An 18,488-nucleotide genomic window follows, 5' to 3' on the forward strand; every position below is an offset into this window, starting at 1 on the left:
TCGAATAATTATAGGTTAAATCCTTTATTAGAATTATGCTTAGTCATTTTTGCTAAAAAAATAGCATATCTGATCGTGTTTCTAACAACATCTAATTCCAAATAAAAAGCTGGCGGGCAGCCTGGCCGCCAGTTTACCTCGTATAGCCAGATTCTTTGTGAATGGTCTAATCCTACATCTATCCCTAATTCATCCAGAGTTTGAGAAAAAGTTTCGTATCTGACCTTATCTAAATACTTTGCTAACTGAATAGCGAGATATTCTAAGGTACGTTTAATATTAAAGTATTCATCTCCAAATTCTTGTTTTAAAAATGGTTTAAGATTACCGGTTAATCCTCCATTACTTATATTGCAAATTATACTTCTTTTCGGGGCAATACGATAATATATAGTGGTATTAACCCATTTACCTTCTCCATTTTTTTGTACATGCAATCTTAAGTCATAGGGAGTACCTGATTTTGTTTTACAATTAATATAAGGTTGAACTAAATATCGTTTTTCTTGCAGTTTATATGAAATAAACTGCAAGAATTCTTTATAGTTAAAATCGAAACTCGTTGTATTTGTGAGTAGATGATATTGATTATTTATGCTTTCAATAAAAATAATACCTTCTCCCTTATGCCCTCTTACTGGTTTTAATACAACTTTTTTATTAACTTCAAAATAATCTAAGAATTGTTTGACGGAATCTACTTTTATTGAAGCTATGAGATACTCAGCAAACTCGCTGTTTTTTTTCAGAGTTTGATAAACTTGCATCTTGTTTCCAATGGGGTAGCTTGTAAACGGAATTTGTTTTTTTAGCTTCTGAATAATTTCTCTCCATTGAGTATTTTTTTTTGCACTACTAGTGTTATAGATAATGTCAGGAAATGGACAGATGGATTCTACCCAATTTCCAGCTCTGTATTGATATCCTTTAATACATTTTTTTTCAAAAATAACACCACTTGGACAAAAGTAAAGCAATTCTGCCCCTTCTGCTTTAGCTACAGCTGCATAAGCATAGGATTTGGTTACTTTCTCTGGATTTTCTAGATGGTGGAGTAGTCCGATTAATATCATTATTTCACCTCAACAAATTGAATACATAAGGATGACGAGATCCATTGTTAATATAATATGTATTAATGATTCACTATAGACCAAAGGATATTATAATTCTGAAATTTTACATATAATTAAATTAAAGGCTAATCTGATGTGGGATAGTACAATGGCTTTAAATGAAATTATTAAATGATTAGGTCTTAATAAGACTTCTTTATTGTCTACTTTTTATAGTAGAGCTCATTTACAGATAATTATGACTATATTATTTATGGAACTATATTACTTAAAATAGAATTTATCATAAAGAAATTTTCCAATTAAATTATCAGTAAAAGCAGGTACCCTAAACCTATAATTGATAAATGTTATCACTTGATTATCAATAAGACAGAATAGGTGAGAATCAAATAATTTTATATATACAAATATATTATAATAAATTAAAAATCAAATCTGTTAAAAATTTCAGCCAATAGAATTTCTGAAATTACATTTGGTATGATCAACGAAAAACTTTTTTGATAAAAATTTATTTAAATCCAATATAATAATTACTTATAAAAGAAGGATTTTATCTCCCTTTCGTCGAATTATTTATGCGTAAAATAAGAATTTGACGCAGTTGGATATAAAAAAGAATTTTATCTTAATTTTAGGAGGATTAATATGCAATATAATATAAAAAATCTATTTGATAGCACTATACCAAAGCAAGTAAACGACTTTTTAAATTATTTAGGGACAATTCGAGGAAAATCAGAAAATACTATTTATAATTATAAAATTGATCTTACTCTATTTTTTCGTTTTTTAAAATTATATAAAGGTCAAGTAAATAAAAATAAAGATTTTAACGAAATATTTATCGGAGATATAGATGATGAATTCATTAAAAATATATCGCTTCCAGACTTATATGCTTTTATATCATTTACTGAAAATTTCAGACACAACAGCAATTATGCTCGAGCAAGAAAGGTTGCTACATTGAAATCATTTTTTAAATATCTATCTTCAAAAGCAAAAATATTAAAGGAAAATCCTACTTTAGAATTAGAATCTCCTAAGATTCACAGCAGAAATCCTATATATTTAAGTCTAGATCAAAGCAAAGAGCTTTTAAAAGCAGTTAAGGGTGAAAAATATGAGGAAAGAGATTATTGTATATTGATATTATTTTTGAACTGTGGAATGAGACTTTCAGAATTAGTTGGAATAAATATATCTAAAATTAAAAATGACACCCTTTCAATAATCGGAAAAGGCAATAAAGAGAGAACTGTATACTTGAATCATATATGTATTAAGGCTATTCAAAATTATATAGATGTACGTAATGAGCAATTACCAAAAGTAGAAAAAGAAGATAAAGATGCCCTCTTTTTAAGTAGAAACAATAAAAGAATAGGTAAGAGAACTGTAGAAATCACAGTAAAAAAATACATAAAAAAGGCTAATTTAGATTCTGATAAATATACTCCTCATAAGTTAAGGCATACTGCTGCTACTTTAATGTATAAGTATGGAGACGTTGATATAAGAAGCCTTCAGCAAATTTTAGGCCACGAAAGTGTATCTACTACTGAAATATATACTCATGTAGACGACGAAAAATTAAGAGAAGCTGTTAAATCTAACCCATTAAATGATTTAGATGATTAAAAAATAGAAAACCAACATAAATCAAATTAACTGTGCTGTTGGTTTTCTATTTAAATTCGTTCTAGATTCAGAAAATAATTATTAAGCAGTATATTTATTCAAAAACAATTATTTATCAATCAAAATATTCATACTAAAATTGATAATGATTGTCACCTATTAAAAAGCAAAAATATTTTACTTTTGTTTTTTAATAACAAAAAATCCAGGAGATCTTTCTTTAATAACCTTATCTCTTTCCTCTTCATCATCTAATTCTATTACTTCTCGCAATCCATCAATATCATCTATTAATTCTATATCAAATGGAAGATCATCTTTTTCATCTCTTACATAATCATCATCGTAATCATTTAATAGTTCTGCATTTCCGTCATTTTGCTCATCATCAAAATCATAGCCTTGCTCTTGTATCTTTTTTATTTCTTCTTGATCTTCAATAATCCCATCTATTAAAATTGACTTCTTATCACGATCTAAATCAAGACATTTACCACAATTATTACAGACTTTGTTTTTATCTAAATCGCATTTGTCGCAATCACCGCAATCAGTACATTGAAGTGTTGAATGAAAAATACACATTTTACTCATACTATACATACCCTTCTTTACTTTAAATTAAACAGTAAAATTAAATATAGCATATATATTAGTAATTATCAATAATTTATTTGTATTTATTTTTTATATTATTTGGTTTAAATTAGTTGTCATAAGTTTAATTTACATAATATTTAATATGTAAATTAAAATAGATCACAAATTACTTTTGATTTTTCTTTTAGCAAATATCAGTCAATTTTTAAAATGCTTTATGAAATTAAAAATGTTAATTACTAATTATAATTTTTGAAATATCAAAAAGAGAACCGAATATTTGTTCCCTCAATTACTTTATTATATCAACTTTGCGCTAAACCTGAACTTATTTCCAAACTATTTTACTAATTAATAAAATAAACTTAATTGTATATAAATTGTTTTACTGGTGTATCAAAATCCCCCAAAGTCTCCTCCACTACCTCCAGAACAATCTCCTCCACAGAAAAACCACCAAAAATCACTACTGCTTCCTCCACTATCTGAAGTAAAATGATTAATATTATTATCAATAGCATCCCATAAAATTAAATTATTATAGAAATATGAAAAATAGTACAAATGTATAATATGCTATAATACATAATAAAATACTATTTCTACATATTTATTATAAAACAAGGAGTCTGAGTCTATTATGGGGTAATAACCGCAAAACGCGGATTTTATACGTTAAGACATATATTACCAAAACACCGATATATTCAAAGAACTTTTTGAATATATCGGTGTTTTAATTACTCAAAATATATTTTAAACATATTCCTTAAGAATGAAAAAGGTAGGACTTGAGTCACACTATAAGAAAATTATGACTTAACTCTATTGTTTGCCTTTATGATAACGCAAGAGGTTTATGAACATCTGAGTATATAAATAAAGGTAAATAATTCCCACCCCTATTATTAGGCATTCAAGTGGAAATTTAGATTTTTCCACTGTATGGTTAATTTCAAGTCTAAAAGCATACGAACTGGCTTTTCGCAAATGCCAAGGTGAGGATACAATAACTGCTGTTCTCAATCCTCTATCTTTCATAATTTTCTTTGAATTTACTAAATTTTCATATGTACCCTTTGCAAGTTTTTCACGAATTATACTGCAATCAGGCACTCCTAATTCAATCAAGGTTTGTGCTATGACATCTGCCTCAACATAGTTATTAGCGACAGCCGCACCAGTGCAGATAATTACTTCAGCAATTCCTTCATGATATAGTTTTGCTGCTTTATTTATTCGCTCTCGCAGAATTGGTGAAACGCTTCCGTCTTTTTTTGCGGGATAACCAAGTACAATAATCACATCTTTTTTTTGCCCATTATTATAGGCTGCTTTCTTTAAACTGTTACAAAGAACAGCATACTCAATCATAAAACATATTAATATTGCACATAGAATATATAATATTATCATTTATCATATCTCCTCTTACATATGTCTATTACTATCATCCACCAATATATAACCTATTCTTCGCACTTAATTACTGTTGGTCGAGTAGGTAGGGAGCCTTTCGGCTCCTTTCCCCCCTAAGAACCGGATTTGAATTAATAAAAACATTGTTCCTAATTCTTGAAATAATGTTACAATCCTAAAAAACAAAAATGAACTTATTTCTTTTAAAAAACTAGATATATCTGTATTGTTACTTTTAAAAACAAATATTTTATTTCTTATAAATGCAAAAGCAACTGCAAGTATCCATGAAATTGTGGTTGCAATCATATAATTCATTTTTAACTTTGAAGCAAAAATCCAATAAGATACAATAGTAACTAGTGTAGATAAGGCTCCAAAAAATAAATAGGAAATTTTTTCAATATTATCTTCTGTAAAATATTTTATTTTTATTTTGGAGTATATACTTTCCATATACAATAACCTTCTTTTTTATATTTTATTATAATATTTAATTGCTTCCTTTAAGTGGTCATATCTAAAATCTGGCCAAAAGTCGTTAGTAACCCAAAGCTCTGCTTTTGCAGATTGCCACAACAAGAAATTACTTATTCTCATTTCACCACTTGTTCTAATAATTAAGTCTACATCAGGTAATCCTGAAGTAAAAATGTACTCGTTAAATAAATTTTCGTTTACTTTATCAATATTGAAAATTCCTATATCTATATCATGTATTATTTTTTTTGCAGCAGCTATTATTTCTAAACGACTTCCATAATTAAGTGCAATATTTAGTATCATACCAGAATTATTTTCTGTTGATTTTTCTGTTTTTCTAATTTCATTTATCAATTCAGAGGAAAGATTATCCGTAATACCAATATGTTTTACTTTAATATTTTTCCCAGCTTCATTGCGTAATTTTATAAAAAATTCTATAAAAAGCTTCATTAAAAAGTTTACTTCTTTATCAGAACGATTCCAATTTTCCGTTGAAAAAACATATAATGTAAGTACTTTAACTCCTAGTTCAGAACAGGCTTTGGTAATATCTTTAATTGGTTTTGTGCCTGCTTTATGGCCAAAGCTTCGAGGAAACCCCTTACTTTTAGCCCATCTACCATTTCCATCACAAATTATAGCAATGTGCTTTGGAATTTTAAGGCTATCATTACTTAATAAGCTTTCAATTGCACTACCCATTTTATATTCCATTCTCCTTACTTTATAATATTTATCTTATTAATGATTCGCTTTATCTTACTATTCTGATTTAATTCACACAGATTTTTCTTAATTATAGCATCTTATACCAATTATGTATTATTTAATTTTAAAAGAACCTCATTTGAAAACATGGTAAAATATAAAAATAAGATATTGACTCTAACATGGTGTGAGGCATTATTCTTAAATTGTAATTAGCAATGATATTTTTAGGGAGTTGATTTTATGTTTAAGATTGGAGATTTTTCTAAACTAACAATGATATCTGTACGTATGCTGCGATATTATGATGAGATGGGACTTTTTAAGCCTGCTGAAATAGATGCATTCACTGGATATAGATATTATTCAGCTAAGCAAATTACTAAGATTAATCTCATTGTTGCCCTTCGTGATATGGGTTTTAATGTGTCTGATATAGCAATTGCTATAAATGAGCAATCTGATGAGAAATTGAAAGACATTTTAAAACAAAAAGAAGCAGAAGTGAAAAATAATATTAAAGCTGAAGAAGAAAAACTAAGAAAAATCAATGCTAAAATTAAGAATTTGAAAAAGGAGAAAGTCAATATGAATTATAATGTTATACTAAAATCAGTACCGTCATATAAAGTTATCTCATTAAGAGATACCATACCAACATATGATGTAGAAGGAATCCTTTGGCAAAGGTTAGGTGAATATATTCAAGATAAAAAGATTTCTTGTAGTAATATTGCTTATGCCACCTATCACGATGAAGATTATAAAGAAGGTCCAGTTGACGTCGAAGTTTCAGTTGTTGTTGAAAAATTATTAAATGATGCTGATGGTTTTACTTTCAAAGAAACTGTACCAATAGACCAAGTTGTAAGCATCTTAGTTCCAGGTGAATTTTCAAATATTGCTCCTGCATATAATTATCTTGGACAATGGATTGAAGAAAATGGATATGGTATATGTGGTAGTGCCCGTCAATTACCTATAAAAGGACCTTGTAATGAAGCAAACCCTAATGATTACTTAACTGAAATACAAGTCCCAGTAAAAAAATTATAAATTAAACTTTTTCAGAGCCCTGTGATTGTCAAAACCTAATTTAAAATAATATTAATATTACTTTTTTATACAAATTATATATGTATATTTTACAAGCAATATAAAAACCAGTAAATAATTTGCTGGTTTTGTTTCGTAATATCTTAAACTACGACCTATTTATTAGTATATCATTATAGTAGATATAATTCTAACTTTTATAAATTATTGCAATATCTCCCTCAAAGGTCTCATATTATCTATTAAATTGTAATCAGAACTATCATCAAAGTTATACTGACCAATAAAATTAATATGTTCCCATCCAAGTGGAGAAACGTGTCTTAGAAGAGATTCGTCAACTCCTTCTTTTTCCTTAAGTTTCTCAACTGCTTTAGGTAAGTACATAGTATTCCAAAGAGTTATGGAGTTTATAATTATACTTAAAGCAGTAGCTCTCTGTAACTGTCCTTGAATATCTTTTTCATGAAGCATTCCATATTTTCCAAAGAATATGGCTCTAGCCAGTGCATTCATTGCTTCACCTTTATTCAATCCTATCTGAATTTTTCTTCTGAAATCTTCGTCTGATAAATAATCCAGGATAAAAATAGTTTTTTCTATTTTGCCTAGTTCAGTTAATGCTTTAGCTAAGCTGTTTTGTCGTGCATAGGAACCCAATTTGCCCATTATCAATGATCCAGAAACGTTACCTTCTTTTATTGAGTATACAAGTTTCAATATATCATCATAATTTTCTTTTATAATTTTAGTATTTATCTTACCTTTTATAACTGACTGAATATTTTTAAAGTCTTCTTTTCTTTCAATACAATATAATTTACAGTCTGATATATCCCTAAGTCTTGGAGCAAATCTGAACCCTAATAAATGAGTTAATCCAAATACATGATCCGTATACCCAGCCGTATCTGTATAATGCTCTTCAATTTCAAGTTCTGTTCTATGATTAAGAAGTATATCAATTATATGAATTGCATCTCTTGAATTTGTATTTATAATACCTACTCCAAATCTTGAATATTGATCACTTACAGCTGAATACATTGTTACTCCTCTTTCTAATCCGTAATGAGGATTATAACTTGCATTTAAAGCTTCAACTGTCGATTTAATTCTTACACCATCAGAAGATGAAGTACTGCCATCACCCCAATGTACAACATAAGGCTGTCTATGATGATAATTTGTGATATCTGCCATAGCCTTTTCCATATTATCATCACTCATTCTCCAATTAACTACGTTACTCATCTGTTTATAGCTTATTCCCTTTACTGCTTGTTCCATTTTCTTAAGTCCTATATTGGTCCCAAGAGCCATAAGTGAAGCTGTTATACATGCTCTTTCATTATCTTTTGGTTCCTTGTTAGTTGAAGCATGGATTAGCTTATTATCAAAAGCTGTAAATTTACAAATATCTATGATTATATCTGATAAATTTACTCTAGGTATTAAGCTGTAAAGCTTAGTAGATAATTTTTTTGCCTCATCAGGAACTGCTTTTTCTAATCTTTCTAATACAAATTTGTTATCTTCCATAGATACACCTTTCAATTTTTTTATATTATCAGACACATATTTTAATTTACTATTTAATAGCTCCAATCTAGCTTTTAAATATTCTTCAGCATTCAAAGATACTTTAAAATCAGTATTTTCAGCTTTATATTTTTCCCATTCATCATCTGTCATCAAATATTCTTCAAATGGTTTATGTTGCTTGCTTCCAACAATTGATATATCACCAGAACGAACTGCATTTTTAAGTTCAGTAAATGCTGCTAATTCATAATATTTCTTATCTATATTACCTTTCTGATCATATACGTATTTTTCCCACTGATTAGTTACAAAATCTAAGGGAGCACCTTTAGGTACCTTTCTTTTAGTTTTAGAATTAAGCTCTCTTATAGTTTCTAGTGCTTTTAATACAGGTTCACCTTTTTTTGAAGCTTTAAACTCAAGAACTTTCAGTAATCTAGGGGTATATTTTCTGAGTGTGCTATATTTTTCAGTTATTAAGTCCAGAAAATTATATTCTTTAGGTCTAGTAATTTCAGATACTTCATTTATTGAGCTTACAAATTCATCCCAGGGCATAATATCTTCAATTGTCTTAAAATCAACTGCTGTTTTACCTTCTTCTTTAGCTTTAATTATTATCTTACCAAGATCTACATAATTAATTAGACCTATATTTGCTTTTTTTCCATTTTTCTTCATAAGATTTTCCTGCTCTTTTTTACCGAAGGACTGAATATTTTTTATCTGAATGTCATGGATTTCAATAGCCTGATCTATAAGTTTTCTGCAAAAATTAACTAAATATATTGAAAGAATAGAATATCTTTTTTATCATCAAATCTCTTAAAATCATAGGCTTCATAATTTGATCCTAATTTATATAATTCATCAATTCTATTGTTATGTATACTGCTTAAATCAATATTTTCAAGCTTTAAATTGCGAATATATTCAATTCTATCCGCAACTGCATTGAAAGCTTTTGATGAGGACTTTCCTGATATTTCACGAAGCCAGGATAATTTAGTTTTTTCTCTGTACTTTGAACATTTATCAAAATATCAAGACTTTTCTTTTGTTCATTTGATACTGATGTAGATATTAAATCAAAAATTTCATTATCAACATACTTTCTAACTTCAATTATAATATTTTCAATAGTTACTATAGAAGGCAGCAAAACTTTACATTTTTTAAGTTCATTAATTGCTTCTATAATCAGATATTTTAGATTATTATTTTTTAAGGCTTTATCTATTAAATAATTAACTAAATATTCTCTATCTTTAGTTTTAAATCTCTTATACCCATATAGTTTTAATATTTCTTCTAAATGTTCATATCTTGTAGGTTGTCGCTTATTGTATGATTGAAATTCAAAAGTACTGATTTTTAATTGTTCTGAAATATATAATATTATTTCAGAAGGTATATTTTCAAAATCCATCAAAGTCCACCCTGTAGATCTAATTATACAGAGCTGAACTGCAAATCCTAATTTATTGCTAGTTTTTCTATGTTTATTTATAACTTGTATGTCTTCATCTGAAAGCATAAAAAATTTTTCTGTTTCAAATGAAGCTACATTATTGGGAAGTTTCATATATTCTTTTCGCTCTTTGCTAGTTAAAAATTCTCCACCACGTGCCATTTAATTCACCCCTTATAAATTAATGTTTAAATAAACATCATTTATTTCTTCTTGAGTTATTCCAATATATCGTTTTGTCACAGATTGTGATCCGTGATTAAGTATTTTCATAAGCGTTTCAATTGGTACACCCTGCTTCCAAGCCATAAAGCAAAAGGTTTTTCTCATACTATGGGTCCCTATATGAGTACTCAGCTTTACATTATCCTGTATGTCCTTAAATATCCTCCAAGCCATTTTTACACTTAAATGGCTATTGCCTCCTTGTCTTGATTTAAAGATATATTTATTATCAGATGGCTTATCTGCATATTCAAAATACTCCAAAAGAGCTTTTTTCATAGATTGATTTATAGGGAAAACTTTTTGTTTGCTTGTCTTTTTTTCAATTAGCCTAATTTCTTTTTTAGTTCTCCAATTTCATAAAAAACATCTTCCCATTTTAATTTTACAATATCGCTTACCCTTAGAGCTGAATTTATACCTACAACAAATATAGTATAATCTCTTAAATTTTTTCCGGATAGATAATTTTTTACTGCCTGAATTTCTCTTTTACTTTTTATTGGTTCTACTGTTTTGCTTCCTTTTTTCATTTTATCATTTGCCATTTTTATCCCTCACTTAGTTAGTATTATCAATACTATAATTGTACTTTAACTAACTTGTTTTGAGTAAAAAATAAGAGTTTTATCATTTAGTGATTAAACCCTAGATATATCCATGCTTTACACTGATGTTATATACTTTTTCGAGTTAGAACTATTTAGTATTAATTCTAAGTCAGAATGTTTTGATAAAATATATTTTTGGTAATAACTGTCTTAACGTATATTTTCCGCGTTTTGCGAGCACTACCCCATTATGAAAATAGTTTGCATCGGAGACAGCTTAACCTACGGATATGGAGTACATTCAGAAGAATGTTGGGTTGAATTGCTTCACAAAAGTTTAAATATAGAAATTATAAATAAAGGTGTAAATGGAGATACTACTACTGGTATATTATCAAGATCCTATAAGGATATATTAGAACTAAATCCTTCTCATGTCATATTAATGGCAGGGACTAACGATATATTATTAAATTATTCTATAGATAATATTATAGATAACATAAAGTTTCTATTGAAAGAAATCAAAAATAATAACATATCCCCAATTTTAGCATTACAACCCCCTGTTATTGCTGGACTTGCTAGAACTCATTGGGATGAATACATAAATTATACTAAGGCAGACGAACATTTGTTCCAGTATATTCAAGAAACAAAAACTTTTTCATTTGAAAACAATATTAACATTATAGATTTCTATAGTACTTTTATAAAAATCAATGATATAACAAATCTATACAGCGATGGAATTCACCCTAATAGCAAAGGTCATAAATTAATGTTCGAAACCATTATTAAATCAAATGTTATCAAATAGACATGTGTACCTTTTTTACTATTTTCAATTCCAGCTATACATTTATATATTAATATAATTTTTATATAGTTATTTGATTATTATACCTACAATTATATAAAACCTAAATACATTAAAATTAAAAGTATTAATGAAACTAATAGTCTATATCAAAATATATATCCTATTAGTTTTTACCATTTAAATATTCTGCAATCATTCTTGCTACATATTTTGAGGTTCCCTTTGATTCCTCAAGTGTATTAGAAACGGCACCCATTTCCAGTAAAAATGCATTATTACTCTTATCTTCATTAAATGCACCTATTCCATGACCATAATAGAATACTCCATCATTAATAAGTAACTGTGGAAAATCTCTTTTAGCTGTATTTAATAATGAATTTACAAGAGCCATATTATTGTTAAAATGAGGATTATTTCTTGCCATAACAAACCAAAATTTACCTAAATTTTGCCCCTTTATATTTGTAGTAACATTATTTTTATTTGTATCTGAATCTCTATGTATATCAATTATCATTTTAAAATCACCATATTTACTTAAGTATTTATTCAAAGTTTCTCTTGATCTCTCATAGCTACTGTTGTAAGCTAAAACATTATGAATAGTTGTATCATGTATTACTGAAATACCGTAATCATTTGAAAGAGTTTTAGCAAGTTCATCTCCAACTGCACATACATTTTTTGTAGGATCAAGATTATCTTTTCCATAAACCCCGTAGCTTTCAGTTGTATGCGAATGGTATATAAGTATTTCAGGCTTTGAATTATCAAGGTTTTTCTTTAACTTTGAATTGTAAACTTGATAAGTTTGATTAGGAAGATTTAAATTAGCATTATTACTTGAATCACTATTCCCCGTATTTTTAGTTATATCACCATCCTTTAACTGAAAATTGCTTACATTTATACTTTTATTATTATAGTTTATAGAATTATTATCTACTTTAAAATAGGATATTTCCCTTTTTAAAATTTCATCAGGTTTAGTTAAATTAACCCCTATATAGTTTAAAAGTCCACTTTTTAAAGAGAAGGTGCTTTCTGCCATATCGGACTCATCAAAACTTGTAACTTTTACTATTGGCATTACATAATTAACTAACTGTACATATAACATATTTCCTCTTCCACCAGTTAGTACATTCTGAATTTTTGCCTGATTAAAGAAACCAAAAAATGTATATAAGGAAAATATAATTATGCTAACCCCTAGAATTGATATAAGATAACTTGTCCTAGTTATTCCCTTATTAATCATTAACAATACCTCCTGCTCCTTATAGTATATGAGAGGTGATATGGATTTATAACTTATCAGAACGTAAGTTTGCATCATATTCAATAATGTGTTATAATTTTCTAAAATACTGTTATAGTTAGAGGTGTAGCAATGTCAAAAGATAATAATAGAGATATTCAGACTGAAATATATGAATTCATAAAGTCTGAAGTTATAAATAAAGGCTATCCTCCTTCTGTTAGAGAAATTTGTGCTCAGGTAGGTCTAAGTTCTACCTCTACCGTACATGGTCATCTTTCTAGAATGGAAAAAAAGGGCCTTATAAAAAGAGATCCTACAAAACCTAGAGCAATTGAACTGCTTAGAGACACAGTTGTAAAAAAAGAGCTTATAGATATTCCAGTAATAGGTAAGGTTACCGCCGGCAAACCAATTTTGGCAGTAGAAAATATTGAAGATTATTTTCCTCTTCCCCTAGAATATATCAAAAACAATAATGATTTATTCATACTGAGAATATCTGGTGAAAGCATGATAGAAGCTGGAATATATGATAAGGATTTTGCGATTATTGAAAAGGTAAGTTCCGCATCAAATGGAGATATAGTAGTAGCACTGATAAATGACGAAGCTACCATAAAAACATTCTACAAGGAAAAGGATCATATAAGACTTCAGCCTGAAAATCATACCATGGAACCGATAATTCTTCCCAGCTGTGATATTATAGGCAGGTTAGTAGGTATATATAGACGCTATTAAAAAGTAAGGTAGAAAACAAATTACGCTTTCTACCTTACTTTTTTAATTCACATAAACTTAAATTTCCACGGAATTTACATGGATCATCCAAATATGGTCGTTGCTATCCTCCGTTTCAAAAAAGCATAGAATCAAAATCTTTTATTAATGAGAAGTATTACAACTGTTAGTCATTATATAAATTTGAAAGAGCTATCATAATACCTATTTTAGCATGGTCAAAGGTCAAACCACCCTGTAAATACGCAATAAAAGGTTCTCTTATAGGTGCATCTGCTGAAAGTTCTATGGAAGCTCCTTGTATAAAGGCCCCAGCTGCCATTATAACCTGATCCTCATATCCTGGCATATCCCAAGGCTCACATTCTACAAAGGAATCAATAGGAGAACCCTTCTGTATTCCCTTGCAAAATTTAATAAGTTTATCCTTGTCATTAAATTTTATTGCCTGTATTATATCACTTCTATTGTCATCAAATTTAGGAAGTACTTCAAAACCTGCAAGCTCCATGAGTCTGGAACAAAATACAGCTCCTTTTAGTGCCTCTATTGCCACATGAGGCGCCAGAAATAGTCCTTGATATAAAGCTCTCATAACACCAAAGGTTGACCCACATTCTCCTCCAATACCAGGTATAGTAAGTCTATAGGAAGCCTGTGTTACATATTCCTCTTTTCCTACAACATATCCACCTGTGGGTGCTATCCCGCCACCTATATTTTTTATAAGAGAGCCGGCAGCTAAATCTGCCCCCACTTCTGTAGGTTCTTTTATATCGATAAATTCACCATAGCAATTATCAATAAAACATATTACATCTTTCCTGATAGCTTTTATAAAATCTATTACATTTTTTATTTCTTCAATAGTTAGAGCCTTTCTCCAGCCATAACCAGTGGATCTTTGTATATGAACTAATTTAATGTTTTCATTTTCCTTCAATGCCTTTTCTATGGCCTGAAAATCAAATTCTCCATTTATATTTAAATCAATTTTTTTATATTTTACTCCATACTCCATAAGTGAACCTATGTTCTTTTCCTTGCTTATACCTATTATATTATGTAATGTATCATAGGGAGTTCCACAAATAGAAAGCATGGTATCCCCCGTTCTCAAATTGCCAAAAAGAGCTGCTCCAATAGCATGGGTTCCATTTACAAAATGTGGTCTTACAAGAGCACTTTCTGTTTTAAAAATCCTTGCATATACTTTATCTAAGCTATCCCTTCCTATATCACCGTATCCGTAACCTGTACTATTAGTAAAATGAGAATCACTTATTCTCTCTTCTTGAAAGGCATTTAATACTTTTAGTTGATTATATTCTCTAATAGCATCATATCTGTCAAATTCACTCTTAATATCTTCTAGAGCTTTATCTGCTAGTTTAATTACCTCTTCTCTTATATTATATTTATTCATTAATAAATTCTTTGTGAATTCCATCATTTGTATAATCCCCTCCCAGGCATGTGAAAATAACTAATAATCTAATTCTTATTAGTTATCCTATCCATTTCAATCATTCTATACAATCTGCATTACCAAAAGCTATTAAATTCAAGTTTATAAAAATATAATTTAGCCATTTGTAATTAAAAATTATATAAACCAATAAATATATTAGCACAGAAAAAAAGAATAGGCAAATACCTATTCTCTTGTCTCATCCTCTATATTTTGGCTAAATAATATTGGCTTTAAAGGAGTAATAGTTGAAATTGCATGTTTGTAGATCATCATTTGCTTTCCATCAGAATCAATGATTACTGTAAAACTATCAAATCCCTTTACATTTCCTCTAAGTTGAAATCCATTTGTCAAATGAATTGTAACTGGTATTTTATTCTTTCTTGATCCATTTAAAAATATATCTTGCAAATTATTTGTGGATTTATTAATCATATTTTTAACCTCCGTTTGTTTTATATAAGTATTCTATAAAAATTGACTAAATCCTCTTATTTTTATCTAAGTTTTTTAATTCTCTGAATTATTAAGCATATTATTAGTTATTTTATTTAAGATTTCTTACAATAAAATCAACAATTTCATCCTCATCATTAAATTTATCTTTGTCAATCCATTTTACTCTCTTGTCCTTTCTAAACCAGGTCAACTGTCTTTTAGCATAATTTCTACTGCCCTGTTTTATCATTTCAACGGCCTTCTCAAGGGAAATTTTACCATCTAAATAATACAGTATTTCTTTATAACCTATTCCCTTCATAGACTGCATATTTGAATTATACCCCATATTTTTTAGTTTTATTACTTCATCTACAAGCCCTTCTTCAAGCATTATGTCCACTCTTTTATTTATTCTATCATATAATCTTTCTCTATCCATATTTAATACAAAATAGTGAATATTATAGGGAATATTGTATATATCCTGATTTTCATTCAACTCACTTATAGTTTTCCCTGTAAGCTTATATACTTCTAAAGCTCTTATGACTCTTTTAAGGTCATTGGGATATAGCCTATTATATGAATTTACATCTACTCCATTTAGCATTTCATGTACAAACTCTTTGCCATTTTTGTCAGCTAAAGCCTCTAAATATTTTCTATATTCAGCATCTTTATAGGTTCCAGTAAACTCATAGTTAAAAATCAATGAATTTATGTACAATCCAGTTCCACCTACAAGCATTGGATATTTACCAGCAGAAGAAAGTTCTGTTATTTTATGCTCTGCCAATTGTTTATACTGTGCCACGCTAAATTCATCACTAGGTTCTGCAATATCAATAATATAATGATGTATTCCTTCCATTTCATCTTTTGATATTTTTGCAGAGCCTATATCCATATACTTATATATTTGCATTGAATCTGCAGAAATAATTTCCCCACCTATTTTTTTAGCAATTTTAATTGAGATATCTGTTTTTCCTACTCCTGTAGGTCCACTTAAAATTAATAAATCTTCCATGTTATCTATTAGTTTAGAACTAATATTTACCCTCCTCTGCATCGGATATCTATTGTATTCTCTTAAATTTCTTTTCCACTTCATAAAGGGCCATCTTTATTATAGTTGGTCTCCCATGAGGACAATTAAAGGGTTCATCAATATATCTCAGCTGCTCCACCAATGCTTTCATCTCTTCTATATTTAAAGCGTCATTTGCCTTAATAGCTGCCTTGCAAGCAAGAGTAGCTATTTTATTATATTTTACTTCATAGGTATCACCAGATCCTAAATTTTTAAGATTATCTATAATAGCGGAAAATAAATCTTTAAGCTGAGGCCTTCCTAGAAAATTAGGTACTTCCCTAATACTTACGGTATTTTCACCAAAAACCTCTATGCTAAAACCTGCATTTGAAAATATATTTTTATTCTCTACATAAAATATAAAATCCTCAGGACTCATCTCTACAATCTCAGGTGTTAAAAGTATCTGGGCACTTACACTGCCCTTTATTATTTCCTTAGTGTATTTTTCAAATAATATTTTTTCATGAGCAGCGTGCTGGTCAATTAAGTAAAAATCCTCTAAGCTTTCAGCCAAAATATATGTATTATGATACTGACCTATAATTCTAAGAGCTGGAAACTTAGGTGACACTACCTCTTTACTTTCATTTAAATTATTATTTACATCAGAATAATAATTAGGATTTCCCTGAGAAATTTTTTCATAAACAGAAGAATTTATATTTTCTAAAGGCACATTTCCTTTATTATCATATAGGTTATCGCCCTTTATAGATTCCTCACTGGAATTAGTTTTGTTATCTATTGTTACTATGTTTTCATAGGACTTTAAATCTATAGGAATTTGAATATTTTCCCTTACCTTTGGAACAGAATCTTTAACTAGCTCCATAGAGTTTTCCATTTCAAAATCAAAATTATCCTTAAAGCTATCTTTAATGGCATCATGAACAGCATCAAACACTAATTTAAATATCTCCCTATCATTTTGAAACTTTACCTCTGACTTTGTAGGATGTACATTTACATCTACGAACTCCGGGTATATATCTAAAAATAATACGAAGAAGGGATATTTATTTATCATCAAAAAGGATTTAACTGCATTTTCCACAGCTGTAGCTATGAGTTTGTTTTTTATATATCTCTTATTTACAAAAACACTTTGATTATTTCTACTTCCTCTGCTTATTTCAGCATTACCCACATAACCATAAACTGATGCTATATCTCCATGTTTTTCAAATTTTATAATATTGTCTGAGGTGTTCTTTCCATAAATATTTCTTATGGTATCAAATAAATTTTCTGTAGAATAAGTATTAATTACCTTTTTACCCTTATTAATTAATCTAAAGGATATATTAGAATGGGCCAGTGCTAACCTGTTTATTATATCCGATATTAATGCTGCTTCTCTTTGAGAAGATTTTAAAAATTTTTGTCTTGCTGGTACGTTATAAAAAATGTCTTTCACTTCTATGGATGTGCCAATACTGCTTCCTACATCTTTTATATGATTTTTCACTCCACCACTTATAGAAATTTCTTTACCACCCTGGGAATCCTTTGACCTACTCTTTAAAATGGTATGAGAAACTGCCGCAATACTTGGAAGAGCTTCTCCTCTGAAACCTAGGGTGTTAATTGAATATATGTCTTCAATAGAACTTATTTTACTTGTAGCATGAGGCAAAAAAGCAATCTCAATATCCTCTGAATCTATTCCATCACCGTCATCAGAAACTCTTATGAGTTTTTGCCCACCCTCTTCAATTTCTATAGTTATAACCTTTGAATGTGCATCAATGGCATTTTCCACCAATTCCTTTACTGCAGAGGATGGTCTCTCAAGTACTTCTCCTGCAGCTATTTTATTTGAAGTCTCTTCATTTAGTAAATTTATTTTCTTCAAATTA

19 protein-coding genes are annotated in these 18,488 nt (G+C 28.7%); 4 read left to right on the top strand and 15 right to left on the bottom strand.

What is annotated here, in order from left to right; all coding sequences use genetic code 11:
• Window positions 1-8 precede the first annotated feature (8 nt).
• Entirely contained in the window at window positions 9-1,073 is a 1,065-nt protein-coding gene (locus CLOPA_RS12500) for a YheC/YheD family protein (RefSeq protein WP_015615801.1), read from the bottom strand.
• Window positions 1,074-1,727: 654 nt separating this feature from the next.
• Between CLOPA_RS12500 and CLOPA_RS12505 the strand changes: the two genes are divergently transcribed.
• On the top strand, window positions 1,728-2,723 hold the full coding sequence (locus tag CLOPA_RS12505; protein WP_015615802.1) for a tyrosine recombinase XerC: 996 nt from the start codon (window positions 1,728-1,730) through the stop codon (window positions 2,721-2,723).
• A 177-nt stretch (window positions 2,724-2,900) separates the two neighbouring features.
• On the opposite strand, the gene CLOPA_RS12510 is transcribed toward CLOPA_RS12505, so the two are convergent.
• The 5 genes from CLOPA_RS12510 to uppS all read right to left on the bottom strand — a co-directional run bounded on the left by CLOPA_RS12510 (window position 2,901) and on the right by uppS (window position 5,930).
• Entirely contained in the window at window positions 2,901-3,317 is a 417-nt protein-coding gene (locus tag CLOPA_RS12510) for a hypothetical protein (protein ID WP_015615803.1), read from the bottom strand.
• 371 nt (window positions 3,318-3,688) lie between these two features.
• Entirely contained in the window at window positions 3,689-3,838 is a 150-nt protein-coding gene (locus tag CLOPA_RS25085) for a hypothetical protein (RefSeq protein ID WP_172638616.1), read from the bottom strand.
• Window positions 3,839-4,148: 310 nt separating this feature from the next.
• Window positions 4,149-4,739, bottom strand: coding sequence for a YdcF family protein (locus CLOPA_RS12515; protein ID WP_015615804.1), 591 nt, complete (start codon window positions 4,737-4,739; stop codon window positions 4,149-4,151).
• 66 nt (window positions 4,740-4,805) lie between these two features.
• Window positions 4,806-5,198, bottom strand: a complete 393-nt coding sequence (locus CLOPA_RS12520) for a GtrA family protein (RefSeq protein WP_015615805.1) — start codon at window positions 5,196-5,198, stop codon at window positions 4,806-4,808.
• Window positions 5,199-5,216: 18 nt separating this feature from the next.
• Window positions 5,217-5,930 carry a polyprenyl diphosphate synthase gene (uppS, locus tag CLOPA_RS12525; protein ID WP_015615806.1) on the bottom strand — a complete coding sequence of 238 codons (714 nt, stop codon included), beginning with the start codon at window positions 5,928-5,930 and terminating at the stop codon, window positions 5,217-5,219.
• 249 nt (window positions 5,931-6,179) lie between these two features.
• Between uppS and CLOPA_RS12530 the strand changes: the two genes are divergently transcribed.
• On the top strand, window positions 6,180-6,992 hold the full coding sequence (locus tag CLOPA_RS12530; protein WP_015615807.1) for a MerR family transcriptional regulator: 813 nt from the start codon (window positions 6,180-6,182) through the stop codon (window positions 6,990-6,992).
• 204 nt (window positions 6,993-7,196) lie between these two features.
• Here CLOPA_RS12530 and CLOPA_RS12535 read toward each other — a convergent pair whose 3' ends face one another.
• The 4 genes from CLOPA_RS12535 to CLOPA_RS23780 form a co-directional block, all read right to left on the bottom strand.
• A complete protein-coding gene (locus tag CLOPA_RS12535; protein ID WP_347460076.1) occupies window positions 7,197-9,335 on the bottom strand; it encodes a Tn3 family transposase in 2,139 nt (712 codons plus the stop codon).
• A 118-nt stretch (window positions 9,336-9,453) separates the two neighbouring features.
• Window positions 9,454-10,170, bottom strand: coding sequence for a DUF4158 domain-containing protein (locus CLOPA_RS26135; RefSeq protein ID WP_242834194.1), 717 nt, complete (start codon window positions 10,168-10,170; stop codon window positions 9,454-9,456).
• 12 nt (window positions 10,171-10,182) lie between these two features.
• Window positions 10,183-10,569, bottom strand: coding sequence for a tyrosine-type recombinase/integrase (locus CLOPA_RS23775; RefSeq protein ID WP_347460077.1), 387 nt, complete (start codon window positions 10,567-10,569; stop codon window positions 10,183-10,185).
• Window positions 10,560-10,781, bottom strand: coding sequence for a hypothetical protein (locus CLOPA_RS23780; RefSeq protein WP_051115645.1), 222 nt, complete (start codon window positions 10,779-10,781; stop codon window positions 10,560-10,562). The genes CLOPA_RS23775 and CLOPA_RS23780 overlap by 10 nt, the downstream gene beginning before the upstream one ends.
• Before the next feature lie 253 nt (window positions 10,782-11,034).
• Here CLOPA_RS23780 and CLOPA_RS12545 point away from each other — a divergent pair, with 253 nt between their 5' ends.
• A complete protein-coding gene (locus tag CLOPA_RS12545) occupies window positions 11,035-11,604 on the top strand; it encodes a GDSL-type esterase/lipase family protein (protein WP_015615808.1) in 570 nt (189 codons plus the stop codon).
• Between the two features lie 166 nt (window positions 11,605-11,770).
• Here the strand turns inward: CLOPA_RS12545 and CLOPA_RS12550 are convergent, their stop codons facing one another.
• Window positions 11,771-12,871, bottom strand: a complete 1,101-nt coding sequence (locus CLOPA_RS12550) for a stage II sporulation protein P (RefSeq protein WP_015615809.1) — start codon at window positions 12,869-12,871, stop codon at window positions 11,771-11,773.
• 132 nt (window positions 12,872-13,003) lie between these two features.
• Between CLOPA_RS12550 and lexA the strand changes: the two genes are divergently transcribed.
• Complete coding sequence (lexA, locus tag CLOPA_RS12555; protein WP_015615810.1) at window positions 13,004-13,615, top strand: transcriptional repressor LexA; 612 nt, start codon at window positions 13,004-13,006, stop codon at window positions 13,613-13,615.
• 166 nt (window positions 13,616-13,781) lie between these two features.
• On the opposite strand, the gene CLOPA_RS12560 is transcribed toward lexA, so the two are convergent.
• The 4 genes from CLOPA_RS12560 to mutL all read right to left on the bottom strand — a co-directional run bounded on the left by CLOPA_RS12560 (window position 13,782) and on the right by mutL (window position 18,484).
• Window positions 13,782-15,068, bottom strand: coding sequence for an aminotransferase class I/II-fold pyridoxal phosphate-dependent enzyme (locus CLOPA_RS12560; RefSeq protein ID WP_015615811.1), 1,287 nt, complete (start codon window positions 15,066-15,068; stop codon window positions 13,782-13,784).
• Window positions 15,069-15,272: 204 nt separating this feature from the next.
• Window positions 15,273-15,524 carry an RNA chaperone Hfq gene (gene hfq / locus CLOPA_RS12565; protein WP_015615812.1) on the bottom strand — a complete coding sequence of 84 codons (252 nt, stop codon included), beginning with the start codon at window positions 15,522-15,524 and terminating at the stop codon, window positions 15,273-15,275.
• A 112-nt stretch (window positions 15,525-15,636) separates the two neighbouring features.
• A complete protein-coding gene (gene miaA / locus CLOPA_RS12570; protein ID WP_041711461.1) occupies window positions 15,637-16,560 on the bottom strand; it encodes a tRNA (adenosine(37)-N6)-dimethylallyltransferase MiaA in 924 nt (307 codons plus the stop codon).
• Between the two features lie 49 nt (window positions 16,561-16,609).
• Window positions 16,610-18,484 (bottom strand): DNA mismatch repair endonuclease MutL, encoded by a 1,875-nt coding sequence (gene mutL / locus CLOPA_RS12575; protein ID WP_015615814.1) that lies wholly within the window; start codon window positions 18,482-18,484, stop codon window positions 16,610-16,612.
• Between the last annotated feature and the right edge of the window lie 4 nt (window positions 18,485-18,488).

Origin of the sequence: Clostridium pasteurianum BC1 (genome assembly GCF_000389635.1) — a bacterium.
Lineage (GTDB): Bacteria > Bacillota > Clostridia > Clostridiales > Clostridiaceae > Clostridium_I > Clostridium_I pasteurianum_A.

Coding starts and splice junctions, on each gene's coding strand:
- CLOPA_RS12500 (WP_015615801.1), bottom strand. CDS start 1,073: ATGATATTAATCGGACTACTCCACCATCTAGAAAATCCAGAGAAAGTA.
- CLOPA_RS12505 (WP_015615802.1), top strand. CDS start 1,728: ATGCAATATAATATAAAAAATCTATTTGATAGCACTATACCAAAGCAA.
- CLOPA_RS12510 (WP_015615803.1), bottom strand. CDS start 3,317: ATGAGTAAAATGTGTATTTTTCATTCAACACTTCAATGTACTGATTGC.
- CLOPA_RS12515 (WP_015615804.1), bottom strand. CDS start 4,739: ATGATAATATTATATATTCTATGTGCAATATTAATATGTTTTATGATT.
- CLOPA_RS12520 (WP_015615805.1), bottom strand. CDS start 5,198: ATGGAAAGTATATACTCCAAAATAAAAATAAAATATTTTACAGAAGAT.
- uppS (WP_015615806.1), bottom strand. CDS start 5,930: ATGGGTAGTGCAATTGAAAGCTTATTAAGTAATGATAGCCTTAAAATT.
- CLOPA_RS12530 (WP_015615807.1), top strand. CDS start 6,180: ATGTTTAAGATTGGAGATTTTTCTAAACTAACAATGATATCTGTACGT.
- CLOPA_RS26135 (WP_242834194.1), bottom strand. CDS start 10,170: ATGGCACGTGGTGGAGAATTTTTAACTAGCAAAGAGCGAAAAGAATAT.
- CLOPA_RS23780 (WP_051115645.1), bottom strand. CDS start 10,781: ATGGCAAATGATAAAATGAAAAAAGGAAGCAAAACAGTAGAACCAATA.
- CLOPA_RS12545 (WP_015615808.1), top strand. CDS start 11,035: ATGAAAATAGTTTGCATCGGAGACAGCTTAACCTACGGATATGGAGTA.
- CLOPA_RS12550 (WP_015615809.1), bottom strand. CDS start 12,871: ATGATTAATAAGGGAATAACTAGGACAAGTTATCTTATATCAATTCTA.
- lexA (WP_015615810.1), top strand. CDS start 13,004: ATGTCAAAAGATAATAATAGAGATATTCAGACTGAAATATATGAATTC.
- CLOPA_RS12560 (WP_015615811.1), bottom strand. CDS start 15,068: ATGATGGAATTCACAAAGAATTTATTAATGAATAAATATAATATAAGA.
- hfq (WP_015615812.1), bottom strand. CDS start 15,524: ATGATTAATAAATCCACAAATAATTTGCAAGATATATTTTTAAATGGA.
- miaA (WP_041711461.1), bottom strand. CDS start 16,560: ATGGAAGATTTATTAATTTTAAGTGGACCTACAGGAGTAGGAAAAACA.